Annotated in this window: 20 protein-coding genes; 13 read left to right on the forward strand and 7 right to left on the reverse strand. The window is 73.1% G+C overall.

Annotation, left to right across the window (positions count from 1 at the left end; genetic code table 11):
* Together CHF15_RS28215 and CHF15_RS28220 are read left to right on the forward strand one after the other, a co-directional pair.
* On the forward strand, window positions 1-661 hold a 661-nt coding region (locus CHF15_RS28215; protein ID WP_089226711.1), incomplete at its 5' end, for an electron transfer flavoprotein subunit alpha/FixB family protein.
* A 146-nt stretch (window positions 662-807) separates the two neighbouring features.
* Window positions 808-2088 (forward strand): DUF6986 family protein, encoded by a 1281-nt coding sequence (locus CHF15_RS28220; RefSeq protein ID WP_089226712.1) that lies wholly within the window; start codon window positions 808-810, stop codon window positions 2086-2088.
* A 73-nt stretch (window positions 2089-2161) separates the two neighbouring features.
* Here the strand turns inward: CHF15_RS28220 and katG are convergent, their stop codons facing one another.
* Window positions 2162-4393: a catalase/peroxidase HPI gene (gene katG / locus CHF15_RS28225; protein ID WP_089226713.1), complete on the reverse strand. Its 2232-nt coding sequence runs from the start codon at window positions 4391-4393 to the stop codon at window positions 2162-2164.
* Between the two features lie 380 nt (window positions 4394-4773).
* Here katG and CHF15_RS28230 point away from each other — a divergent pair, with 380 nt between their 5' ends.
* Complete coding sequence (locus CHF15_RS28230; RefSeq protein ID WP_089226714.1) at window positions 4774-5184, forward strand: Fur family transcriptional regulator; 411 nt, start codon at window positions 4774-4776, stop codon at window positions 5182-5184.
* Window positions 5185-5209: 25 nt separating this feature from the next.
* On the opposite strand, the gene CHF15_RS28235 is transcribed toward CHF15_RS28230, so the two are convergent.
* The gene (locus CHF15_RS28235) at window positions 5210-6193 is read right to left on the reverse strand and encodes an acetylxylan esterase (RefSeq protein ID WP_089226715.1); all 984 of its coding nucleotides are present in this window, start codon (window positions 6191-6193) and stop codon (window positions 5210-5212) included.
* A gap of 87 nt (window positions 6194-6280) precedes the next feature.
* On the opposite strand from CHF15_RS28235, the gene CHF15_RS28240 reads away from it, so the two are divergent.
* Together CHF15_RS28240 and CHF15_RS28245 are read left to right on the forward strand one after the other, a co-directional pair.
* Entirely contained in the window at window positions 6281-6769 is a 489-nt protein-coding gene (locus CHF15_RS28240) for a hypothetical protein (RefSeq protein ID WP_089226716.1), read from the forward strand.
* Window positions 6770-6818: 49 nt separating this feature from the next.
* Window positions 6819-7097: a hypothetical protein gene (locus CHF15_RS28245; RefSeq protein WP_089226717.1), complete on the forward strand. Its 279-nt coding sequence runs from the start codon at window positions 6819-6821 to the stop codon at window positions 7095-7097.
* Between the two features lie 15 nt (window positions 7098-7112).
* On the opposite strand, the gene CHF15_RS28250 is transcribed toward CHF15_RS28245, so the two are convergent.
* Window positions 7113-8099: a LacI family DNA-binding transcriptional regulator gene (locus tag CHF15_RS28250; RefSeq protein WP_179280005.1), complete on the reverse strand. Its 987-nt coding sequence runs from the start codon at window positions 8097-8099 to the stop codon at window positions 7113-7115.
* A gap of 86 nt (window positions 8100-8185) precedes the next feature.
* On the opposite strand from CHF15_RS28250, the gene CHF15_RS28255 reads away from it, so the two are divergent.
* Window positions 8186-9196: an ROK family protein gene (locus CHF15_RS28255; protein WP_245939081.1), complete on the forward strand. Its 1011-nt coding sequence runs from the start codon at window positions 8186-8188 to the stop codon at window positions 9194-9196.
* A gap of 726 nt (window positions 9197-9922) precedes the next feature.
* Window positions 9923-10963 carry an NUDIX hydrolase gene (locus CHF15_RS28260; RefSeq protein ID WP_089226719.1) on the forward strand — a complete coding sequence of 347 codons (1041 nt, stop codon included), beginning with the start codon at window positions 9923-9925 and terminating at the stop codon, window positions 10961-10963.
* 35 nt (window positions 10964-10998) lie between these two features.
* Here CHF15_RS28260 and CHF15_RS28265 read toward each other — a convergent pair whose 3' ends face one another.
* Window positions 10999-12357: a dipeptidase gene (locus CHF15_RS28265; RefSeq protein WP_089226720.1), complete on the reverse strand. Its 1359-nt coding sequence runs from the start codon at window positions 12355-12357 to the stop codon at window positions 10999-11001.
* A 153-nt stretch (window positions 12358-12510) separates the two neighbouring features.
* On the opposite strand from CHF15_RS28265, the gene CHF15_RS28270 reads away from it, so the two are divergent.
* A complete protein-coding gene (locus CHF15_RS28270) occupies window positions 12511-13740 on the forward strand; it encodes a geranylgeranyl reductase family protein (RefSeq protein ID WP_089226721.1) in 1230 nt (409 codons plus the stop codon).
* 105 nt (window positions 13741-13845) lie between these two features.
* Window positions 13846-14499, forward strand: coding sequence for a DUF4230 domain-containing protein (locus CHF15_RS28275; protein ID WP_089226722.1), 654 nt, complete (start codon window positions 13846-13848; stop codon window positions 14497-14499).
* Here the strand turns inward: CHF15_RS28275 and CHF15_RS28280 are convergent.
* Window positions 14492-14950 carry a nitroreductase family deazaflavin-dependent oxidoreductase gene (locus CHF15_RS28280; protein ID WP_089226723.1) on the reverse strand — a complete coding sequence of 153 codons (459 nt, stop codon included), beginning with the start codon at window positions 14948-14950 and terminating at the stop codon, window positions 14492-14494. The two genes, CHF15_RS28275 and CHF15_RS28280, sit on opposite strands and share 8 nt — an antisense overlap.
* Window positions 14951-15100: 150 nt before the next feature.
* Here CHF15_RS28280 and CHF15_RS28285 point away from each other — a divergent pair, with 150 nt between their 5' ends.
* From CHF15_RS28285 to CHF15_RS28295, 3 genes are read left to right on the forward strand one after another with little or no spacing between them, the layout of a single operon-like run.
* Entirely contained in the window at window positions 15101-15823 is a 723-nt protein-coding gene (locus tag CHF15_RS28285; protein ID WP_089226724.1) for a TetR/AcrR family transcriptional regulator, read from the forward strand.
* A 58-nt stretch (window positions 15824-15881) separates the two neighbouring features.
* Window positions 15882-17171 (forward strand): sensor histidine kinase, encoded by a 1290-nt coding sequence (locus CHF15_RS28290; protein WP_089226725.1) that lies wholly within the window; start codon window positions 15882-15884, stop codon window positions 17169-17171.
* The gene (locus CHF15_RS28295; RefSeq protein ID WP_089226726.1) at window positions 17168-17833 is read left to right on the forward strand and encodes a response regulator; all 666 of its coding nucleotides are present in this window, start codon (window positions 17168-17170) and stop codon (window positions 17831-17833) included. The genes CHF15_RS28290 and CHF15_RS28295 overlap by 4 nt, the downstream gene beginning before the upstream one ends.
* A 54-nt stretch (window positions 17834-17887) precedes the next feature.
* Here the strand turns inward: CHF15_RS28295 and CHF15_RS28300 are convergent, their stop codons facing one another.
* Window positions 17888-19384 carry an MFS transporter gene (locus CHF15_RS28300; protein WP_089226852.1) on the reverse strand — a complete coding sequence of 499 codons (1497 nt, stop codon included), beginning with the start codon at window positions 19382-19384 and terminating at the stop codon, window positions 17888-17890.
* A gap of 87 nt (window positions 19385-19471) precedes the next feature.
* Here CHF15_RS28300 and CHF15_RS28305 point away from each other — a divergent pair, with 87 nt between their 5' ends.
* On the forward strand, window positions 19472-19867 hold the full coding sequence (locus tag CHF15_RS28305) for a MarR family winged helix-turn-helix transcriptional regulator (RefSeq protein ID WP_089226727.1): 396 nt from the start codon (window positions 19472-19474) through the stop codon (window positions 19865-19867).
* A 54-nt stretch (window positions 19868-19921) separates the two neighbouring features.
* Here the strand turns inward: CHF15_RS28305 and CHF15_RS28310 are convergent, their stop codons facing one another.
* Entirely contained in the window at window positions 19922-20668 is a 747-nt protein-coding gene (locus tag CHF15_RS28310) for a maleylpyruvate isomerase family mycothiol-dependent enzyme (protein ID WP_089226728.1), read from the reverse strand.
* Window position 20669 lies beyond the last annotated feature (1 nt).

Raw genomic sequence — 20669 nt, forward strand, 5'->3', positions numbered from 1 at the left:
GCGGCTGGCGTTGCGGCTGGGTTCGGGGATCATCACGGACGCGGTGGATGTCGAGGCGGGTCCTGAGGGTCCGGTGGCCACGCAGTCGGCGTTCGCGGCGTCGTTCACGACGAGGTCGCGGGTTACGACGGGCACGCCGGTGATCACGGTGAAGCCGAACTCGGCGCCGGTGGAGGCTGCCGCGGCGGCGGGCACCGTGGAGGCGCTTGCGGTGGAGTTCGGTGCGCTGGCCACGGGCACGAAGGTGGTGTCGCGCACCGCGCGGGAGGCGACGGGTCGTCCGGAGCTGACCGAGGCGGCGATCGTGGTGTCGGGTGGTCGTGGTGTGGGTGGTGCGGAGAGCTTCGCGGTGATCGAGGCGCTGGCGGACTCGCTGGGCGCGGCGGTGGGCGCCTCCCGCGCTGCGGTGGATGCGGGCTGGTATCCGCACACCAATCAGGTGGGTCAGACGGGTAAGTCGGTGTCGCCGCAGTTGTATGTGGCGGCGGGTATCTCGGGTGCGATTCAGCACCGGGCGGGGATGCAGACGTCGAAGACGATCGTGGCGGTCAACAAGGACCCGGAGGCGCCGATCTTCGAGTTGGTCGACTACGGCGTGGTGGGTGACCTGTTCGCCGTGGTGCCGCAGCTGACGGAGGAGGTCACCGCCCGCAAGGGCTGACCCCGCGGCACCACCGACCGACCGGAGCCCCGTGACGCCCCCACCGGCACCACGGGGCTCCCGGCGTTCCCAGGGGTCGTTGACGCTGCGAAGCAGAGGGCGTTAGCTTCGCTTCAACGATTTGTTGAAGATCGGGAGGGTGCCAGATGGCGCAGAACGAGACGGTCCGCACATCGCTCGGTGACGCGGTACGGCAGGACATCGGCGCCTCGCTCGCCGCCGTCGACGCCGAACTCGCCCGCCGCTACCCCGGGGATCCCGGCACTCGCCAGCCCGTGCACACCGTCTACGTCCCCGCCGACGCCCTCACCGCCGACATCGTGCGCACCTGGGGCGACCGGGCGCTCGCGGCCCTCGACGAGCACGCCCCCGACGCGGAGCGGCTCGCCGAAGTGCTGGGCCTGCCGCCCGAACTCGCCGCGCCCGTCCACGACCGTGTGCGCGCCAAGCTGCGGCGTGAACCGGTCGAGGACCTGCGGATCGACTTCGAGGACGGGTACGGCCCCCGGCCCGACGCCGAGGAGGACGCGGCGGCCGCGCACGCCGCCCGCATCGTGGCCGGCGCCGTCGCGGACGGCACCGCGCCCCCGTACGTCGGCATCCGCATGAAGTGCATGGAGGCCGCCGTGCGCGACCGCGGCATCCGCACCCTGGACGTGTTCCTCACCGGTCTGATGGAGGCCGGCGGGCTGCCCGGTGGCCTGGTGCTGACCCTGCCCAAGGTCACCTTCCCGCAGCAGGTGACGGCTTTCGTCAGGCTCGCCGAGGCGTTCGAGAAGGCGTACGGACTCCGGGCCGGGCGCCTCGGGTTCGAGATCCAGATCGAGACCACCCAGTCCATCCTGGGGCCGGACGGGACGGCCACGGTGGCCCGGCTGATCGACGCCGCCGAGGGCCGCGTCACGGGCCTGCACTACGGGACCTTCGACTACAGCGCCGCCTGCGGGGTCAGCGCGGCGTACCAGTCCATGGACCACCCGGTCGCCGACCACGCCAAGGCCGTCATGCAGGTCGCCGCCGCCGGCACGGGCGTGCGGCTCTCCGACGGCTCCACCAATGTGCTGCCCGTCGGCCCGGGCCCCCGCGTCCACGAGGCGTGGCGGCTGCACTACGGCCTGGTCCGGCGCTCACTGGCCCGCGCGTACTACCAGGGCTGGGACATGCACCCCGCCCAACTGCCCACGCGGTACGCGGCGGTCTACGCCTTCTACCGAGAGGGCCTCGACGCGGCGGCGGCCCGGCTCGCGGCGTACGTCGCCAAGGCCGGCGGCGACGTCCTGGACGAACCGGCCACCGCCCGGGCCCTGAGCGGCTACCTGCTGCGCGGACTCGACTGCGGCGCACTGGACTTCGCCGAGGTCGCCGCCGCCACCGGGCTGACCCGCGCCGACCTCGACGCCCTCGCGGGCCGGGCCCCCGGCGTCTGAGGCACCTCCTGCGCGAAGACGTCCGGGCCGGCCCCCGAGGGGGCCGGCCCGGACGTCCCGGTGGTGCGGGCGATCAGACGAGGTCGAACCGGTCGAGGTCCATGACCTTAGCCCACGCCGCGACGAAGTCGTTCACGAACTTCGCCTTCGCGTCGTCGCTCGCGTAGACCTCCGCGAGCGCGCGCAGCTCGGAGTTGGAGCCGAAGACGAGGTCGGCACGGGTGCCGGTCCACTTGACCTCGCCCGTGACGTTGTCACGGCCCTCGAAGGTGGACTGGTCCTCGGAGGTCGCCTTCCAGGACGTGCCCAGGTCGAGCAGGTTGACGAAGAAGTCGTTGCTCAGCGACCCGGGGGCCGCGGTGAGGGCGCCGTGCGACGACTGCCCGTGGTTCGCGCCCAGGACGCGCAGACCGCCGACGAGGACCGTCATCTCGGGGGCGCTGAGGGTGAGCAGGTTCGCCCGGTCGAGCAGCAGGAACTCGGCCGGCAGGCGGTTGCCCTTGCCCAGGTAGTTGCGGAACCCGTCGGCGGCCGGCTCGAGCGCGGCGAAGGACTCCACGTCCGTCTGGTCCTGTGCGGCGTCCACACGACCCGGCGTGAAGGGCACCTCGACCGGGTGACCGCCGTCCGCGGCGGCCTTCTCGACGGCGGCGGAACCGGCCAGCACGATCAGGTCGGCCAGCGAGATCCGCTTGCCGCCGGACTGACCCGCGTTGAAGGACTCCTGGATGCCCTCCAGGGTGCGCAGCACCATGGCGAGCTGGTCGGGGTCGTTGGCCTCCCAGCCGCGCTGCGGCTCCAGGCGCACGCGGGCGCCGTTGGCGCCGCCGCGCTTGTCGCTGCCGCGGAAGGACGAGGCGGACGCCCACGCGGCGGACACCAGCTGCGAGACGGTCAGGTCCGAGGCGAGGACCTGCTCCTTGAGGGCGGCGACGTCGGCGGCGTCGACGACCTCGTGCGTCCGCGCGGGCAGCGGGTCCTGCCAGAGCAGGACCTCGGACGGGACCTCGGAACCGAGGTAGCGCACGAGCGGGCCCATGTCGCGGTGGGTCAGCTTGAACCACGCGCGGGCGAAGGCGTCCGCGAACTCGTCCGGGTTCTCCAGGAAGCGCCGCGAGATCTGCTCGTAGACCGGGTCGAACCGGAGGGAGAGGTCCGTGGTCAGCATCGTCGGGGCGTGGCTCTTGGCGGAGTCGTGCGCGTCGGGGATGGTGCCCGCGCCGGCACCGTCCTTCGCGACCCACTGGTTGGCGCCGGCGGGGCTGGTCGTCAGCTCCCACTCGTAGCGGAAGAGGTTCTCGAAGAAGCCCATGCCCCACTGCGTCGGGGTGCTGGTCCAGGTGACCTCGAGACCGCTGGTGATCGCGTCGGCGCCCTTGCCGGTGCGGTAGGTGCTCCGCCAGCCGAGGCCCTGCTCCTCCATCGAGGCGGCCTCGGGGTCGGCGCCGACGTTGTCGGCCGGGCCGGCGCCGTGGGTCTTGCCGAAGGTGTGGCCGCCGGCGATGAGGGCGACGGTCTCCTCGTCGTTCATCGCCATCCGGCGGAAGGTCTCACGGATGTCGCGCGCGGCGGCGATCGGGTCCGGGTTGCCGTTGGGGCCCTCCGGGTTGACGTAGATCAGGCCCATCTGGACGGCACCGAGCGGGCTCTCCAGCTGGCGGTCGCCGGTGTAGCGCTGGTCGCCGAGCCAGGTGGACTCGGGGCCCCAGTAGACGTCCTCCTCCGGCTCCCAGACGTCCTCGCGGCCGCCGGCGAAGCCGAAGGTCTCGAATCCCATCGACTCCAGCGCGACGTTGCCGGTGAGGATCATGAGGTCGGCCCACGAGATGCTCTGGCCGTACTTCTTCTTCACCGGCCACAGCAGGCGGCGGGCCTTGTCGAGGTTGCCGTTGTCCGGCCAGCTGTTGAGCGGGGCGAAGCGCTGCTGACCGGCGCCGGCGCCGCCGCGGCCGTCGCTGATGCGGTAGGTGCCTGCGCTGTGCCACGCCATGCGGATCATGAACGGGCCGTAGTGGCCGAAGTCCGCCGGCCACCAGTCCTGAGAGGTCGTCAGGACCTCGAGGACGTCCTGCTTGACGGCCGCGAGGTCGAGGGCCCGGAACGCCTCGGCGTAGTCGAAGTCCTCACCGAGCGGGTTCGCCACCGCCGGGTTCTTGGCGAGGATCTTCAGGTTCAGCCGTTCCGGCCACCACTGCCGGTTTCCGCCGCCCTGGGTCGGGTGCGGGGCGCGCCCGTGCGCGACGGGGCAACCGTTCACACCCTCCGTCTTCGGGTCTGTGACGATTGCTTCGTGGTTCTCAGACATGGGAATCCTTCCGGACCTGGCGGATCACGGTGCTCAGGACTGCGGGCCGTCGGACGCTTTCGGGCGGGGGCCGCCGCGGTGAGTGCACGGGGGCCTCACCGGCGGCATGACAGGGGGAGAGGGCGCGGGGCCGGCTGCGGCAGTGCGACGCGGACGCCCGGATTTCCCAGGCGGCACCGCGCGGCTGCTCGGCGGTGGTCCCGTCACGTCTCTCTCTTCTGCCGTACTGGAGTCTTCCTGTCCCTTGGCTGGCGCCGGAACCGATCCTACGATGGACGCAGTCCAAGTCAAGAAGAGCGTCAATTCCATATGCAATCAGAACCCGGACGCGTCCACGGGGTGAATTCCGGACGTCCACCGAGCTGAATGGGTGAGCAGACATGAGCGACCTGCTGCAGCGACTGCGCGGGCGCGGCTGGCGCATGACGTCCCAGCGGCGTGTCGTCGCGGAGGTCCTCGACGGTGACCACGTGCACCTCACCGCCGACGAGGTGCACGCCCGCGCCGCACGGCTGCTGCCCGAGATCTCCCGGGCGACGGTCTACAACACGCTGGGTGAACTGGTGTCGCTCGGCGAGGTCATGGAGGTCTCCACCGACGGCCGTGCCAAGCGCTACGACCCCAACGCGCACCGTCCGCACCAGCACCTGGTGTGCTCCGGGTGCGGCACCGTCCGCGACGTCCACCCGACCGGGGACCCGCTGGCCGACCTCCCCGCCGAGGAGCGGTTCGGCTTCGCGGTCTCCGAGGCCGAGGTCACCTACCGCGGCCTGTGCCCGTCCTGCGCCTGAGCGCACCGACCGGGGGGAGCGGCGGCTACCGGTCCGCCGCCGGGGCGAGTCCGAGGCCGCGCAGCCACAGCATCTGCTCGTACGGCTGGGAGTCGCGTCCGCCGCCGTGGTCGCCGAACCGCCACACCGTGATGTCCTTGGGTCCCGCGTAGCGGTTGTAGGCCGCGAACACCGTCGACGGCGGGCAGACGGGGTCCATCAGGCCCACGCTGAACAGCGCCGGCGCGGTGGCGCGCGGGGCGAAGTGGACGCCGTCGAAGTAGTCGAGGGTGCCGAAGAGCCGTTCGGGGTCGATGCGCCGGTGGACGCCGAGGTACTGGGCGAGCTCCGGGTACGGGCCCTCGGCGGCGGTCTCGGCGCCCCGCCGGAAGTGGCAGAGGAACGGCACGTCGACCAGGGCCGCCGCGACGGCCTCGCGGGCCAGGCCGGCCACCGCGAGGGCGAGCCCGCCGCCCTGGCTGCCGCCGGAGACGACGACCCGTCCCGCGTCGACCGCCGGGTGGGCGCGTAGCGCGTCCACGGCGCGCACGCAGTCGGTCATCAGCCGGCGGTAGTAGTAGTGCTCGGGGTCCTCCGCGCCGCGGGTCATGAACCCGCCGACGTACTGGGGACCCGGCGCCGGGTCGGGGTCCGGCGTGTCGTGGCCCTGGCCGCGGGAGTCGACGACCAGGTGGGCGTAGCCCGCGGCGCTCCACAGCAGGTTCTCGTGGTGCAGCCCGCGCCCGCCGCCGTAGCCGATGTACGTGACGACCCCGGGCAGCGGCCCGTCCGCGCCGCGGGGCAGCAGCAGCCAGGCCGCGACCGGCTGGCCTCCCCAGCCGGGGAAGCGCACGTCGAACACCTCGACCGTGGCCAGCGGCGAGTCGACCCGGCGGTACTCCGCCGGGTCGGTGCCTGCCTCGCGGGCGGCGGCCAGTGTCTTGGCCCAGAAGGCGTCGAAGTCCGCGGGCTCGGCGATCTCCGGTGCGTAGCGGCGCAGTTCGTCCAGCGGCAGGTCGGTGAGCGGCATGGCCGGTATCGAATCGTTTCAGGGGCCGGGGTGTCAACGGTCGCCTGACGCAGCCCGGTTGTCCGCCCGTCATGGGATGGTGCCGTGATGGAAGAGATCGGCTGGGATCCGGCGCTCCACTCTCCGGTGACGCGCGCGATGCTCAGGGTTGGTGCCGTCGCCGTGGCGGCCGGGCTGGTGGCGGGGCCGGCAAGTGCCGTGCCGGCCACCTGGGTTCCGCTGAGCCGTGCCGCGGTGGAGGCGGAGCTCGACGCGGCGGCGGAACAAGCCGGTGTACGCAGGGCGGAGTACACCGCGATGGGCCTGGTCGTGACCGCCGACAATGAGTCCGACCGGCCCAGCGAGGACTGCATGCTCGCCTGGGCGGCCGCCGAGGGGGCGGGCGGGCGGGAGTACGCCGCCGTGACGGCGGTCCTGCGTGAGCACGGGTGGACGGAACTGCGCCGGGAGGACAGCCCCGGCGGCGATACGTACGTCAACCTCGGCAAGGGCGGCTGGACGGCGACGGTGGCGTACGACCGCGGACCGGGGTCCTTCACCGTGCTGACCTTCACCGCCATGGCGCATGCCTGCTGACGGGTCCCGGCCCGGCGCTGCGACGCACGGCGTCGGCCACGGTGCCGCGGTGACCGACGCGGACCCGCTCGTGCCCCTGCTCGCCGGCATCGTCGTGGACGTCGTCCACTTCCTCGACACCTGCGGGGACGACGAGGTCGCCCCCGATGTCGCCGTGCGGACGGCGGAGCACGCCGGGTGGGTGCTCCACAACCTGCCGCCCCGGCAGCGCGCCCGGTTCCTGCGGGTGCTCGACGACCTGGCCGCCGCCGAGCCGGACCCGGCGCGGCGCCGCGCCCTCGAATCCTTCGGCTTCGCCTGCGGGCTGGTCGCGGAGGAACCGTCCTGACCGGGCGCCGGGCCGCTACGGCACCGGCGGGAGCTCGCCGGAACCGCGCGGGATCAGCCGGCAGGCGAGCTCGACCCGCTTGGGAGCGCCCGCGACGCCGTCGAGCCGCTGGAAGAGCAGTCCGGCCGCGGTGCGGCCGAGCTGCCCGGGGTCCTGGGCGACGACGGTGACCGCGGGACGCAGCAGGTCGGCGAGCTCGAAGTCGTCGAAGCCGACGAGGGCGACCACGCTGGGCAGGTCGGCGAGCACCCGCACCGCGGTCACGGTGATCCGGTTGTTGCCGGCGAACAGGGCGGTGACCGGCTCGGGGCCGCTGAGCATGGACTCCACGGCGGCGCGGACGCGGCCCGGGGCCGTGGGCCCGCAGGAGACCCAGTTCCCGTGCACCGGGAGCCCGGCGTCCTCCATCGCCTCGCGGTAGCCCCGCAGACGCTCGGCGGCGGTGTGGATGCGGGGGAGGTCGCCGATGAAGCCGATGCGCCGGTGCCCGTGGGCGATGAGGTGGGCGACGCCCTCGCGGGTGCCTCCGGCGTTGTCGCTGAGGACCACGTCCGCGTCGATGCCGCCCGCGGGGCGGTCGACGAAGACGGTGGCGACGCCTGCCGCGATCTCCGGTTCCAGATAGCGGTGGTCCTCGCTGGCGGGCACGATGACCAGCCCGTCGACACGCCGGGCGCAGAAGGCGAGCACCAGTTCCTGCTCGCGGTCGGCGTCCTCGGCGCTCGACCCGGTGAACAGCAGCGTCGAGTGGGCCCGTGCCAGGTCCTCGACGGCACGGCTGAGCGGGGAGTAGAAGGGGTCGGCGAGGTCCTCGAGGACCAGCCCGATGCTGGCCGTACGGCCCTTGCGGAGCAGCCGCGCGCTGTCGTTGCGGCGGAATCCGAGGGCGTCGATGGCCGCCTGGACACGCGAGATCGTGTCCTCGGTGACGCCCGGTTCCTCGTTGACGACACGCGATACCGTCTTCAGGCCGACACCGGCCCGGGCCGCGACATCCTTCATGGTGGGACGGGCGGTGCGCGGAATATCGGTCACGGCGTGATCCTATGGGCTGGACAACGTTGTCAACAAAGGGCGACACTACGCCCATGCCGTTCGAGAGCTCTGCCGAGTCCATCGTCCCGCCGTCGGGTGCCGCCGGTGCGGGTCCGCTGATCGCCGCCGTGGACATCGGCGGCACGAAGATCGCGGGTGCCCTGGTGGACGCCCGCGGCGAGTTGCTCGTACGCGTGCAGCGCCCGACGCCGGCCGACCGGGACGCGGCGACGGTGATGGGATCGCTCGCGGAGGTGCTGGCCGGGCTGCGGGAGTCCGCGGGCTGGCCGCGGGTCGTCGCGGTGGGCATCGGCAGCGCAGGACCGATCGACGCCTCGCGCGGCACCGTGAGCCCGGTCAACATCGCCGGCTGGCGGGACTTCCCGGTGGTGGCGCAGGTCGGCGAGCGGGTCGGCGGGCTGCCGGTCGTGCTCACCGGCGACGGCATCGCGATCACCGCGGCGGAGCACTGGCAGGGCGCCGCGCGCGGGCACGACAACGCGCTGTGCATGGTGGTGTCGACCGGCGTGGGCGGCGGTCTCGTCCTCGGCGGCAAGCTGCACCCCGGCCCGACGGGCAACGCCGGGCACATCGGACACATCAGTGTCGACCTCGACGGGGACGTGTGCCCCTGCGGTAGCCGAGGCTGTGTCGAGCGCCTGGCCAGCGGGCCCAACATCGTCCGGCGCGCCCTGGAGTCCGGCTGGCGGCCGGCCCACGGCGAGGAGTCCGACGCGGCCGCCGTCGCCCGGGCCGCCCGTGAGGGCGACGCCCTCGCCCTCGCGTCGTACGACCGCGCGGCGCAGGCGCTGGCCGCGGGCATCGCCGCGACGGCCACCCTGGTGGAGATCGACGTGGCCGTGATCGGCGGCGGTGTCGCGGGCGCGGGCCCGCTGCTCTTCGAGCCCCTGCGCGCGCACATGCGCCGGTACGCCACGCTGTCGTTCGCGTCCGGAGTCAAGGTCGTCCCCGCCGTGCTCGGGACGGACGCGGGCCTGGTTGGCGCGGCCGCCGCCGCGGCGCAGGCCCTGCGGCTTGAGGCCTTCGCGACCGGCGCCCACTAGGCGATCCCGGTAGGGGCGGTTCACCCGTTCGGCCTATCCCAGGGCCGCGGGTCACGGCCCGGCGGCGCTGAAGGCGGTCCTCACGGCGCGCCTCGACCGCCTCGGCCGAGGAGGCCCGCGCACTCTCGTGGGCCGGGGATTCGGTAGCGGGCTTCTACGCCTTCTTCAACGCGGGTCGTGGAGCGGTCGGCGGTGAGGAGCGCGTTCGCCGGCGCCCTCGCCGACGCGGGCTCCGACGTCCGCTCCGGTGCCGGGGCGCCGAGGTGACGGCGCTGCCTGTGGGAGCCTCACACTCGGCCGGCCGGCCCGGGCGTCGGCACGGACGGCATGCGGCCGCTCCCGGCGAGGGTGACGTGAGGCGACTGCAACCCGCCGGCGGCCGGCTCGGTGCCAGGCCGTGTCGTCACATGCCCTCCCCCAACCTTCGGCCGGGGTCGAATCGTCCGAGTAGCCCATTACGAGGGCGACCCTCAGCCTTGCGATGCACCGCACCTGGCGGAGCCCATGTGCCGACACGGCCTCGTGGCCCTGCCGACCGTGCTCGTGTTCATGCTGCCGCAGCGGCAGTTCGTCGCCGGACCGACTGCGGGGCCAACAGGGGCGGACCGCCGTGTTCCCGGGTGCCGAAGTCGCCGGTATGCGCCGATGGCCGGGTCTGCGCGTTTGCCGACGCCGATGATCCGGGCAATTCGTAGGGGGCTACCGGGCTACGGAAGAGGGGGCACCGTGATCGTCTGGCTCAACGGCACGTTCGGCGCGGGGAAGACCACTGCGGCACGCGAACTGCTCGAACTGCTGCCGGGCAGCGTGCTCTACGATCCGGAACTCATCGGCAGCGGGCTGCGGCTGATGCTCCCGGAGAAGCGGCTGGGCGAGGTCTCCGACTACCAGGAACTGCCCGCGTGGCGGCGGCTGGTCGTCGACACCGCCGCCGCGCTGCTCGCCGAGGTGGGCGGGGGACCGCTGGTGGTGCCGATGACCCTGCTGCGGCAGGAGTACCGGGACGAGATCTTCGGCGGGCTCGCGGCCCGCCGGATCGCCGTGCGGCATGTGCTGCTGCACGCTGAGGAAACGGTTCTGCGTGAGCGGATCGACCAGCGGGCCGACGTGCCGGGCGACGCCGAGGCCAGCGCGGGGATCCGTGCGTGGTGCCTGGACCATCTGCCCGCCTACCACGAGGCACTGCCCTGGCTCACCGGGGACGCCCATGTCGTCGACACCGCCGGGCTCGCCCCTCGTACGACCGCCGAGCGGATCGCCGAGGCGATACGCGAGGGCGCGGGCTCCTGCGACATCGTGCAGACCCCCGAGCCCACCTCCGAGACCCTCGCGGCGGGGGTGCTGCTCTTCGACGAGGACGACCGGGTGCTGCTGGTCGACCCGACCTACAAGCCGGGCTGGGAGTTCCCCGGCGGGGTCGTGGAGCCCGGCGAGGCGCCCGCCCGGGCCGGGATGCGGGAGGTCGCCGAGGAACTCGGCCTGCGGCTCCCGGTGGTGCCCCGGCTCCTGGTCGTCGACTGGGAGCCGCCGCTGCCGCCCGGGTACGGCGGTCTGCGGCTGCTGTTCGACGGTGGGCGGCTGCCCGCGGCCGACGCCGAGCGCCTGCTGCTGCCCGGCGCCGAGCTGCGGGGCTGGCGCTTCGCGACGGAGGACGAGGCGGCCTCCATGCTGCCGCCCGTCCGGCACACCCGGCTGCGCTGGGCGCTGCGGGCGCGCGAGCGGGCCACCGTGCTCAACCTGGAGGCGGGGGTGCCGGTGGGCGGCTGAGAGGCGACGGGCGCGCCCCCGGCCGCCCGCCGGGCTCACACCGCCTTGGCGGCGTACTTCTGCAGGAAGAGCGCCTCGGTGAGCGAGAGCTTCTCCAGTTCCTCGGGGGAGACGCTCTCGTTCACCGCGTGGATCTGCGCCTCCGGCTCGCTCAGGCCGATCAGCAGGATCTCCGAGTCCGGGTACAGCGTCGCCAGGGTGTTGCAGAGCGGGATCGAGCCGCCCATGCCGGCGATCTCCATCTCCGTGCCGTAGGCGGCGTGCATCGCCTCCGCCATGGAGGCGTACGCCGGGCTGGAGGTGTCCGCGCGGAACGGCTGGCCGCTGCCGACCTGGGTGACCTCCACCCGGGCGCCCCAGGGGGCGGCCGCCTCCAGGTGGGCGATCAGCAGCTTGGCCGCCTGCTGGGCGTCCACGCCCGGCGGGACCCGCAGGCTGACCTTCGCGCCCGCCGTGGCCTGCACGGACGGCGTGGCGCCGACGACCGGAGGGGCGTCGATGCCGATGACCGTGACCGACGGGCGGGCCCAGAGGCGGTCGGCGACCGTCCCGGTGCCCATCAGGTCCACGCCGTCGAGCACCTTGGCGTCGCCGCGGAAGGCGCCTTCCTCGTACTGCAGCCCGTCCCAGGCGGCGTCGGCGGTGAGACCGGTCACGGTGGAGGCGCCGGAGTCGTCGTGCAGGGTGTGCAGGATGCGGACCAGGGCGGCCAGCGCGTCCGGCGCGGCGCCGCCGAACTGGCCGGAGTGGAGATTGCCCTCCAGGGTGGTCACCTTGACGTCGACCAGCGCCATGCCGCGCAGGGTCGCCGTGACGGTCGGCAGGCCGACGCGGAAGTTGCCGGAGTCGCCGATGACGATGGCGTCCGCGGCGAGCAGCTCCGGGTGCTCCTCCGCGTAGCGCTCCAGGCCGCCGGTGCCCTGCTCCTCCGAACCCTCGGCGATGATCTTCACGCCGACCGGGACCCCGCCGTTCTCGCGCAGCGCGCGCAGGGCGGTGAGGTGCATGATCAGGCCGCCCTTGCAGTCGGCCGCGCCGCGCCCGTACCAGCGGCCGTCGCGCTCGGTGAGCTCGAACGGCGGCGACAGCCAGCCGGCCTCGTCCAGCGGCGGCTGCACGTCGTAGTGGGCGTACAGCAGCACGGTGGGCGCCCCCTCCGGGCCGGGCAGGTAGCCGTACACCGACTGCGTGCCGTCCGGGGTGTCCAGCAGGGCGACGTCCTCGAAGCCCTCCGCGCGCAGCGCGTCGGCGATCCAGGAGGCGGCCCGCTCGCACTCGCTCTTGGGGAACTGCCGCGGGTCCGCGACCGAGCGGTAGGACACCAGCTCGGCCAGCTCGGTCCGGGCCCGCGGCATCAGTGCGGCGACGGTTGCGGCGAGTGGTGCGGCGGACATGGGCGCTCCTGATGGGGACACGTCGAACGCGATGTTCGTGGACGGGTGGTCGTGATCGATGGTGCCACAGGCTGCCCCGCTCACCCCGCGGATTAGTATGCGGCTGAGCAGGGGTGACGGCAGTCGGCGGGTCGAACGGAAGCGGAAGCACACGTGAGTAGCGAGTACCAGGCGCAGGACGGCGGTTCGGCGGACGGCGTCGACGACACAGCGGTGTGGGACGTCGTCGTGGTGGGTGCCGGGCCGGCCGGGGCCTCGGCGGCCTACGCCGCGGCAAGTGCGGGACGCCGTGTGCTCCTGCTGGAGAAGGCCGAACTGCCCCGCTACAAGACCTGTGGCGGCGGCATCATCGGCCCCTCCCGCGACGCGCTGCCGCCGGGCTTCGAGCTCCCGCTGCGCGACCGGGTGCACGCGGTGACCTTCAGTCTCAACGGCCGGCTCAGCCGGACCCGACGGTCCCGGCAGATGCTCTTCGGGCTGATCAACCGGCCCGAGTTCGACGCCCGGCTCGTGGACGCGGCCGTCGACGCGGGCGCGCAGTTGCGGACCGGGGCCTCGGTCTCCCGGGTCGAGCAGCACGGGACCTCCGTCCCGGACCGGCGGACCGTGGCGGTGGTCCTCAACGACGGCGAGACGATCCTCGCCCGCGCCGTGGTCGGCGCCGACGGCTCGGCCAGCCGGATAGGCGCCCATGTCGGCGTCAAGATGGCCCAGGTGGACCTGGGACTCGAGGCCGAGATCCCGGTGCCCGCGGAGGTCGCCGAGGACTGGGCGGGGCGGGTGCTCATCGACTGGGGCCCGCTGCCCGGCAGTTACGGCTGGGTCTTCCCCAAGGGCGACACCCTGACCGTCGGCGTCATCTCGGCGCGCGGCGACGGCGCCGCGACCAAGCGCTATCTGGAGGACTTCGTCGGCCGGCTCGGTCTGGCCGGCTTCGAGCCGAGCATCTCCTCCGGCCATCTCACCCGCTGCCGCGCCGACGAATCCCCGCTCTCCCGCGGCCGCGTGCTGGTGTGCGGTGACGCGGCGGGACTGCTGGAGCCGTGGACCCGCGAGGGCATCTCCTTCGCCCTGCGCTCCGGCCGCCTGGCGGGGGAGTGGGCGGTGCGGATCGCCGAGGCGCACGACGCGGTGGACGCACGTCGCCAGGCCCTGAACTACGCGTTCGCCGTCAAGGCAGGTCTCGGCGTCGAGATGGGTGTCGGCCGCCGCATGCTGAGCATCTTCGAGAAGCGCCCCGGTCTTCTGCACGCCGCACTCACCACCCTCCCTCCGGCGTGGAACGCCTTCGCCAGGATCACCCGCGGATCCAGCTCGCTCGCCGAGTTCGTCCGTTCCCATCCGCTGGCCCGTCGCGCACTGGAGTCCTTCGACCGGGGCTGATCCCGCGTCGATTGATCTTGTCTCGATTGATCTTGCGTTGACACCCTCCGGCACGCCATAAAGGGGGAGTTGAGGGGCAGACAACTTGTGGGAGGTGTCCTCGTCATGCCCTTGAGGAATGTGGACGGAAGACTGCCGTGGTGGGTGCGTACGCTCACCGGGCTGGTGGTGCTCGGCGGACTTCTGTTTCTGGTCGCACGCGCCGACCTGATACCCGGTCTGCCCAACCCCTTCGCCGAGGAGACCAAGGACCGCACCGGCCCCGTGGTGCTCAAGGCGATCCAGGACATGAGCCGCTTCGAGGGAGCCAGCGGCGAGTTCCAGGTCGTGGTCGACCTGGAGAAGGACGCGAAGTTCCTTCCCGACGCGGTGCGCGGCAGGCGCACGCTGTACGTGGGGGCCGGCAGCGTCGACGCCTACGTGGACCTCGGCGACGTCGGCCCGAAGGGCGTCACGGTCTCCGAGGACCGGACCTCCGCGGTCCTCACCCTGCCCCACGCCCGCCTCGAGCGGGCGTCGCTCGACCCCGACCGTTCCTACGTGGTCGCCCAGGAGCGGGGCTTCTTCGACCGGCTCGGCGACTTCTTCTCCTCCCACCCCGGGGACGAGCAGCAGGTCCAGCAGCTCGCCGCGAAGAAGATCCAGCAGGCCGCCAAGTCCACCGAGCTGACGAAGCGTGCGGAGACCAACACCCGGGCCATGCTGGAACGGCTGCTGACCTCGCTGGGATTCGAGAAGGTGGAGGTCCGCTTCAGCTGACGGGCCGGAGTTCGGTGATGCGGAAGACCGGGTGCTTGTGGGCTATGGCACGCAGTTCCTCGTCGGTGGAGCCGGCCCCCACACCGCCGAAGAACACGCCCACCTCGGCCTTCCAGCGCTTGAGGTAGGCACGCAGCACCTCGGGCTTGGCGTCGTCGGCGACCTCGGTCGCGCTGAACTCCTCCACCCGCTTGCCCAGCAGCAGTCGACCGCCGCCGGCGGCCCGCATGTTGTGCGTCCACTGGACGTGCCCGCGGGGCGCCACGAGGTAGCGCTCCCCGTTCACCACCAGCAGGTTGACGGGGGTGCGCCGCCATTCCCCGCTCTTGCGGCCGCGGACGGCCAGCACCCGGGAGCCCCACACGCTGAGGCCGCGGCGGGTCAGCCAGGCCACCGCGCGGTTGAAGACGTTGATCGTGAACCAGCCGGGCTTGATGACGTGCTCGGACATCAGGACTCCTCCAAGGCGCGCGGACCGTGGACCCGAAGCGGTCCGTGAGCGGTGCTCTCGCTTGAGAACAGTGTGCACGCCTTCACGCTCCATGGCAAGAGCACTGCTCTCGTTCTTGGTCGTCGCTCCGATCGTGCCTACACTGACCCCATGAGCGTCATCCGAACCGCCAGGGAACGGGCCCGCGACGAAGTGACCGCGGCCATCAAAGAAGAGGCGCGCCGGCAGCTCGCCGACGAGGGCGCCTCGAGGCTCTCGCTGCGCGCCGTCGCGCGGGAACTGGGCATGGTCTCGTCCGCGCTCTACCGGTACTTCCCCAGCCGGGACGAGCTGCTCACCGCCCTCATCGTCGACGCCTACGACGCCGTGGGCGCCGCCGCCGAGGAGGCCCTGGCCCGTTCCGGCGGCACCGACCCCGTGGAGCGCTGGAGCGAGGTCTGCCGGGCCGTGCGCCGCTGGGCCCTCGGCCATCCGCACGAGTACGCCCTCATCTACGGGTCACCCGTGCCCGGTTACTCCGCCCCGCTCGACACGATCGGACCCGCGTCCCGGGTCGGGCTCGCGCTGATCGCCGTGGCCGAGGAGGCCGACACCGCCGGGGCGCTCGCCGTGCCCCCGCCCGACGTACCGCTGTCCGAGGCCGCCCACGCCGACGCCTGGCGCCTCAGCAAGGACCTGGACCGCAACCTGCCACCGCGGGCGCTCCCCTCCCTCGTCGCCGCCTGGGCGCAGCTCTTCGGCCTGGTGAGCTTCGAGGTGTTCGGCCAGTTCAACAACGTGGTCGAGGCGCGCGACGACTTCTTCGACCACGCCGTCACGGGCCTCGCGCACCAGGCGGGGCTCCGCCGTGGGCGCGTACTCCACGGGGAGTAGACGCGGTCACCCCGCCGACCGGACGCCGACCCGCCGCCCCCCGGTCTAGCGTGGCCGCATGACCGACGACGTGACGCGGGGAGGCGGCCCGCCCCGGAGGCCCAGGTGGCGCGGGCGCTCGGCGCCGTTGCCCGGCCCTGGCCCCGGCCCGGGGAACGCCGGGGAGCGCCCGCGCCACCCCTGGGTCTCGTCGTTGGTCGTGGCGGTCGTCCAGGTGGTCGGGAGCACGGCCGCCTCGCACAACGCGGCCGGCCGGGTCACCCTCGACCACTTCGGGTACGCGCTGCTCCTCGCCGGGCCCGTCCTGCTCCTGTGGCGCCACCGCGCGCCCGTCGCCGTCGCCGCCGCAGTCTCGGCCGTGACGCTCGTGTACGTCGCCGCCGGCTACCCGTACGGGCCGGTCTTCCTCAGCATCGTGGCCGCCTACTTCACGGCCGTGGCCGCCGGCCGCCGCAGAGCCGTCCTGGTCATCGCCGGCGCCCTGTACACGGCCTACCTGCTTATCACCATGTGGCTGTACCGCTGGCTGCCGCCCGCGGGGGACAAGGCCGCCTCGTGGGCCCAGGTGTCGGGGGCCGCCGCCTGGCTGCTGGCGATCCTCGCCGTCGCGGAGCTGTGGCGGCTGCGCAGGGAGCAGTTCGTCCGCGAGCGGCGGGAGCGGGCCGAGGCCGAGCGGCGCCGCGCCGACGAGGAACGGCTGCGCATCGCCCGCGAGCTGCACGACGTGCTGGCCCACAGCATCTCCGTCATCAACGTGCAGGCGGGGGTGGCCCTCGCCCTCATGGACGAGCGCCCCGAGCAGGCCCGGCAGGCGCTGACCACCATCAAGGCGGCCAGCAAGGAGGCGCTCGGCGAGGTGCGCCAGGTGCTGGGCACCCTGCGCGGCCCCGGTGAGGCCCCCCGGTCGCCCGCCCCGGGCCTGGACCGGCTGCCCGAACTGCTCGAACAGGCCGCGGGCGCGGGCCTGGCCGTCGACATCACCCGCGACGGCCGCGCCGGAGCCCTGCCGCCCGGCGTGGACCTGGCGGCCTTCCGTATCGTCCAGGAGGCGCTGACCAACGTCATCCGCCACTCCGGCTCGCGTACCGCCCGCATCCGCGTCACCCGCCGAGGGGACGCGGTCGAACTGCGGGTCGACGACGACGGGCCCGCGACGACCGGCACGGACCACGCCCACGACTCAGGCGGCAGTGGCAACGGGCTGCTCGGGATGCGCGAGCGGGCGGCGGCGCTCGGCGGCACGGTCGAGGCCGGACCCCGCGCCGACGGCGGCTTCCGCGTCCTGGCCCTTCTGCCGCTCACCGCCGGCGCCGCGGCGGCGTCCGCCCCCGACAAGGAGAACCCATGACCCGGGTACTGCTCGCCGACGACCAGATGCTGGTGCGGGCGGGCTTCGCCGCCCTGTTGGACGCCCAGCCCGACATCGAGGTCGTGGGGGAGGCGTCCGACGGCGCCCAGGCGCTGAGCCTGGTCCGCGAACTCACCCCGGACGCGGTGCTGATGGACATCCGCATGCCGGTCATGGACGGCCTCGAGGCCACCCGCCGGATCACCGAGGACGCCGCGCTGAGCGAGGTCAAGGTCGTCATCCTCACCACGTTCGAGCTCGACGAGTACGTCTTCGAGGCCATCCGCGCGGGCGCCTCCGGCTTCCTGGTCAAGGACACCGAGCCGGAGGAACTGGTGCGCGCCGTAAGGGCGGTGGTGGACGGCGACGCGCTGCTGTCGCCCGGCGTGACCCGGCGGCTCATCGCCGAGTTCGCCGCGCGGTCCAAGGAGCCCTCGGCCGCGGCGGGACTGGAGCGGCTCACCGAGCGGGAGCGCGAGGTGATGGCCCTGGTCGGGATCGGCCTGTCCAACGAGGAGATCGCGCGCCGCCTGGTGGTGAGCCCGCTCACCGCCAAGACGCACGTCAGCCGCACGATGGTGAAGCTCGGAGCCCGGGACCGGGCCCAGCTCGTCGTCCTGGCCTACGAGTCGGGCCTGGTGCGGCCCGGCTGGCTCGGCTGAGCCGAAGGGGCCCGCGCGGACCACGGTCCGCGCGGGCCCCCGACGGCGAGCCGGTCAGTCCCGCACCGGCACCTTGCGCTGCTCGTCCACCGGTGCGACGGCGTCGGAGGAGGCGACCACGATTCCGTACGACACCCTGCGGCGCAGCCCCGTGAGGGTGATGAGCAGCCCGGCCAGGGCGATCGCGCTGACCACGACCAGTCCGGGCCGGAAGCTGTCGAGCACGGCCTGCGGGGAGGCCGGGGGCCCGTCGCCGGAACCGGCGGTGATCGCCGCGGTGACGACCGCGAGGAAGATGGCGCCACCCACCTGGAACGAGGTGTTGAGCAGGCCGGAGACCATGCCCTGCTCCTCGTCGCGCACCCCGTTGGTGGCCTGGATGTTGAGCGACGGGAAGACCAGCGCGCACGCGGCGCCGAGCAGCAGCATGGACGGCAGGATGACCGCGGCGAAGCTCGGGCTGAGGTCGACGCGCAGGAAGAGCACATAGCCCAGGAAGAGCAGGGTGAATCCGGTGGCGATCACCCGCGGCGTTCCGAAGCGGTCCACGAGCGGGCCGATCCGGGTGGAGGCCAGCGCCACCAGCGCGCCCGCGGGCAGGAACGCCAGCGCGGTCTGCAGCGCCGACCAGCCCAGCAGCGACTGCATGTACTGGGTGACGAGGAACTGGAAGCCCACGTAGGAGCCGAAGAAGGCGGCACCGCCCAGATTGGCGCGGATCTGGTGGGGCGAGCGCAGGACGCCCAGCCGGATGAGGGGGTGGCTGCTGCGGTGTTCGATCACCGCGAAGGCGGCCAGAAGGACGGCGACCGCGGCGAAGGAGAGCAGGGTGCGGGCCGAACTCCATCCCACTTGCGGGGCCTCGACGACGGTGAAGACCAGCAGCAGCATCGCACTGGTGCCGGTGAGCGCGCCGGGCAGGTCGTAGCCGCGGCCGGTGTGGCGCTCGCGGGGGCTCGACGGGATCAGCTTGATGCCGGCCACGAGGGCCAGGACCGCGACGGGAGCGGGCAGCAGCATCGTCCAGCGCCAGCCGACCTCGGTGAGCAGGCCGGACAGGACCAGGCCCATCGAGAAGCCGGTCGCGCCGCAGGTGGTGTAGATGCTGAGGGCACGGTTGCGGACCGGTCCCTCGGCGAAGGTCGTGGTGATGATGGACAGGCCCGCCGGGGCGGTGAACGCGGCACTCAGGCCCTTGATGAAGCGGCTGGCGATGAGGAGTTCACCGGAGTCGACGAGCCCGCCGAGCAGGGAGGCGGCGGCGAACACGCCGAGCGCGACGAGGAAGACCCGGCGCCGGCCGAGCAGGTCGGCGGCACGGCCGCCGAGCAGCAGCAGGCCGCCGTAGCCGAGGATGTAGCCGCTGACGACCCACTGCAGCGACGAGGTGGACAGGTCGAGGTCGTCCGCGATGGACGGGAGGGCCACGCCGACCATCGAGACGTCCAGGGCATCGAGGAACAGCGCGGCGCAGAGCACCAGCAGGGTGCCCCACTGCCGGGCGCTCCAGCGCCCGTCGGTACCGGGGGCGGCGGTGTGCGGAGAGGTCATGCCGAGGAACACTACATGCATGTGCATCAAATGCAAGCGCATTTAATGTGCGTACATCTAGTGTTGTTTTTCTGCTATCCTGCGGCCATGACCGGCGTGAAGAGTGAGCATGTGCTCGTTGAGCGGTGGCGGGAGGTCCTCTCCCTGCACGCGCGCACCGCGTGCGAACTCGACCGTGAGCTGAACCCGCACGGACTGGGCGCGAGCGACTTCGAGGTGCTCGACCTGCTCTCCGAGGGCAACCCGGACGAGGGCGGATGCACCTATCGCGTCCAGGAGCTCGCGGACCGCGTGCACCTGAGCCAGAGCGCGCTCTCCCGGCTGGTCGGCCGGCTGGAGAAGGACGGCCTCGTGAGCCGGGGGATCTGCAGCGAGGACCGGCGCGGGGTGCGGGTCGCACTGACCGACGCCGGACGGGCCCGCCATGAAGAGGTCAAGCCGGTGCAGCGTGCCGTGCTGGAGCGGATGCTCGGGCAGGTCTGAGGCGTACGGCGTCGCCGGTGACCCGAGGTCCCGTCCCGGACCGGGAGCGCCGAATCAGCCGATCGCCGCTGTGCGCCGCCACAGGTCGATCACGGAGGCATCCCCCGTCACCTGCAGCTTCTCGTACGCGCCCCGGTTCCAGAGGGTGAGGTAGAGCTCCTCGGCGGTGCCGCTCACCGTGCAGTCCGCCGCGCCCGGCGCGGCCCGCTCGACGACCAGGGGATCGGCCGACATGCGCGCGAGCCAGTCGTCCCGCTCGGCGTCGGTGTCCGTCGTGCGCACGCGGAGCGTCCTGGGCGTCTCGCTGCGGACCCGGCTCCTCGGCCGGATGTGGAAACCCGCGAGCAACTCGTCGACCCCGTCGGCCGCGAACCCCGGATCCATCGGGGACGGATCCCGGCCCAGGGCCAGTTCCGCGTCGACCCGGTGGATCGCCGTCTCGTGCGCCTGACGCCGCGCCCAGAAGGCCCGCGGGGACGAAGCCTTGAGGAAGTACCAGCACTCCAGGTCGTCGGGTGCCGCATCGAGGGCCGCCACCAGCCGCTCGTGGCCCTCGCGGAACCAGGGGAGCAGCGCGGCCTCGTCCGTCGGGACCTCGGCCTCGATGGGCTCCGGCTGCCGGCGTCCCTCCGCCACATAACGGGTCGCCCAGCGGTGCACGGCCCCTTGATGACGGACCAGTTCGCGCACGCGCCAGCCCGGGCAGGACGGCACCTCGGTGTCGAGCCCGGCCGCTTCCGCGGCGTCGGCGAGCAGCGCGCCGTCGCGTCGCAGTGCCTCGATGAACTCGGCTGTCTCCATG

This window comes from Actinacidiphila glaucinigra, from assembly GCF_900188405.1.
GTDB classification, from domain to species: Bacteria; Actinomycetota; Actinomycetes; order Streptomycetales; family Streptomycetaceae; genus Actinacidiphila; species Actinacidiphila glaucinigra.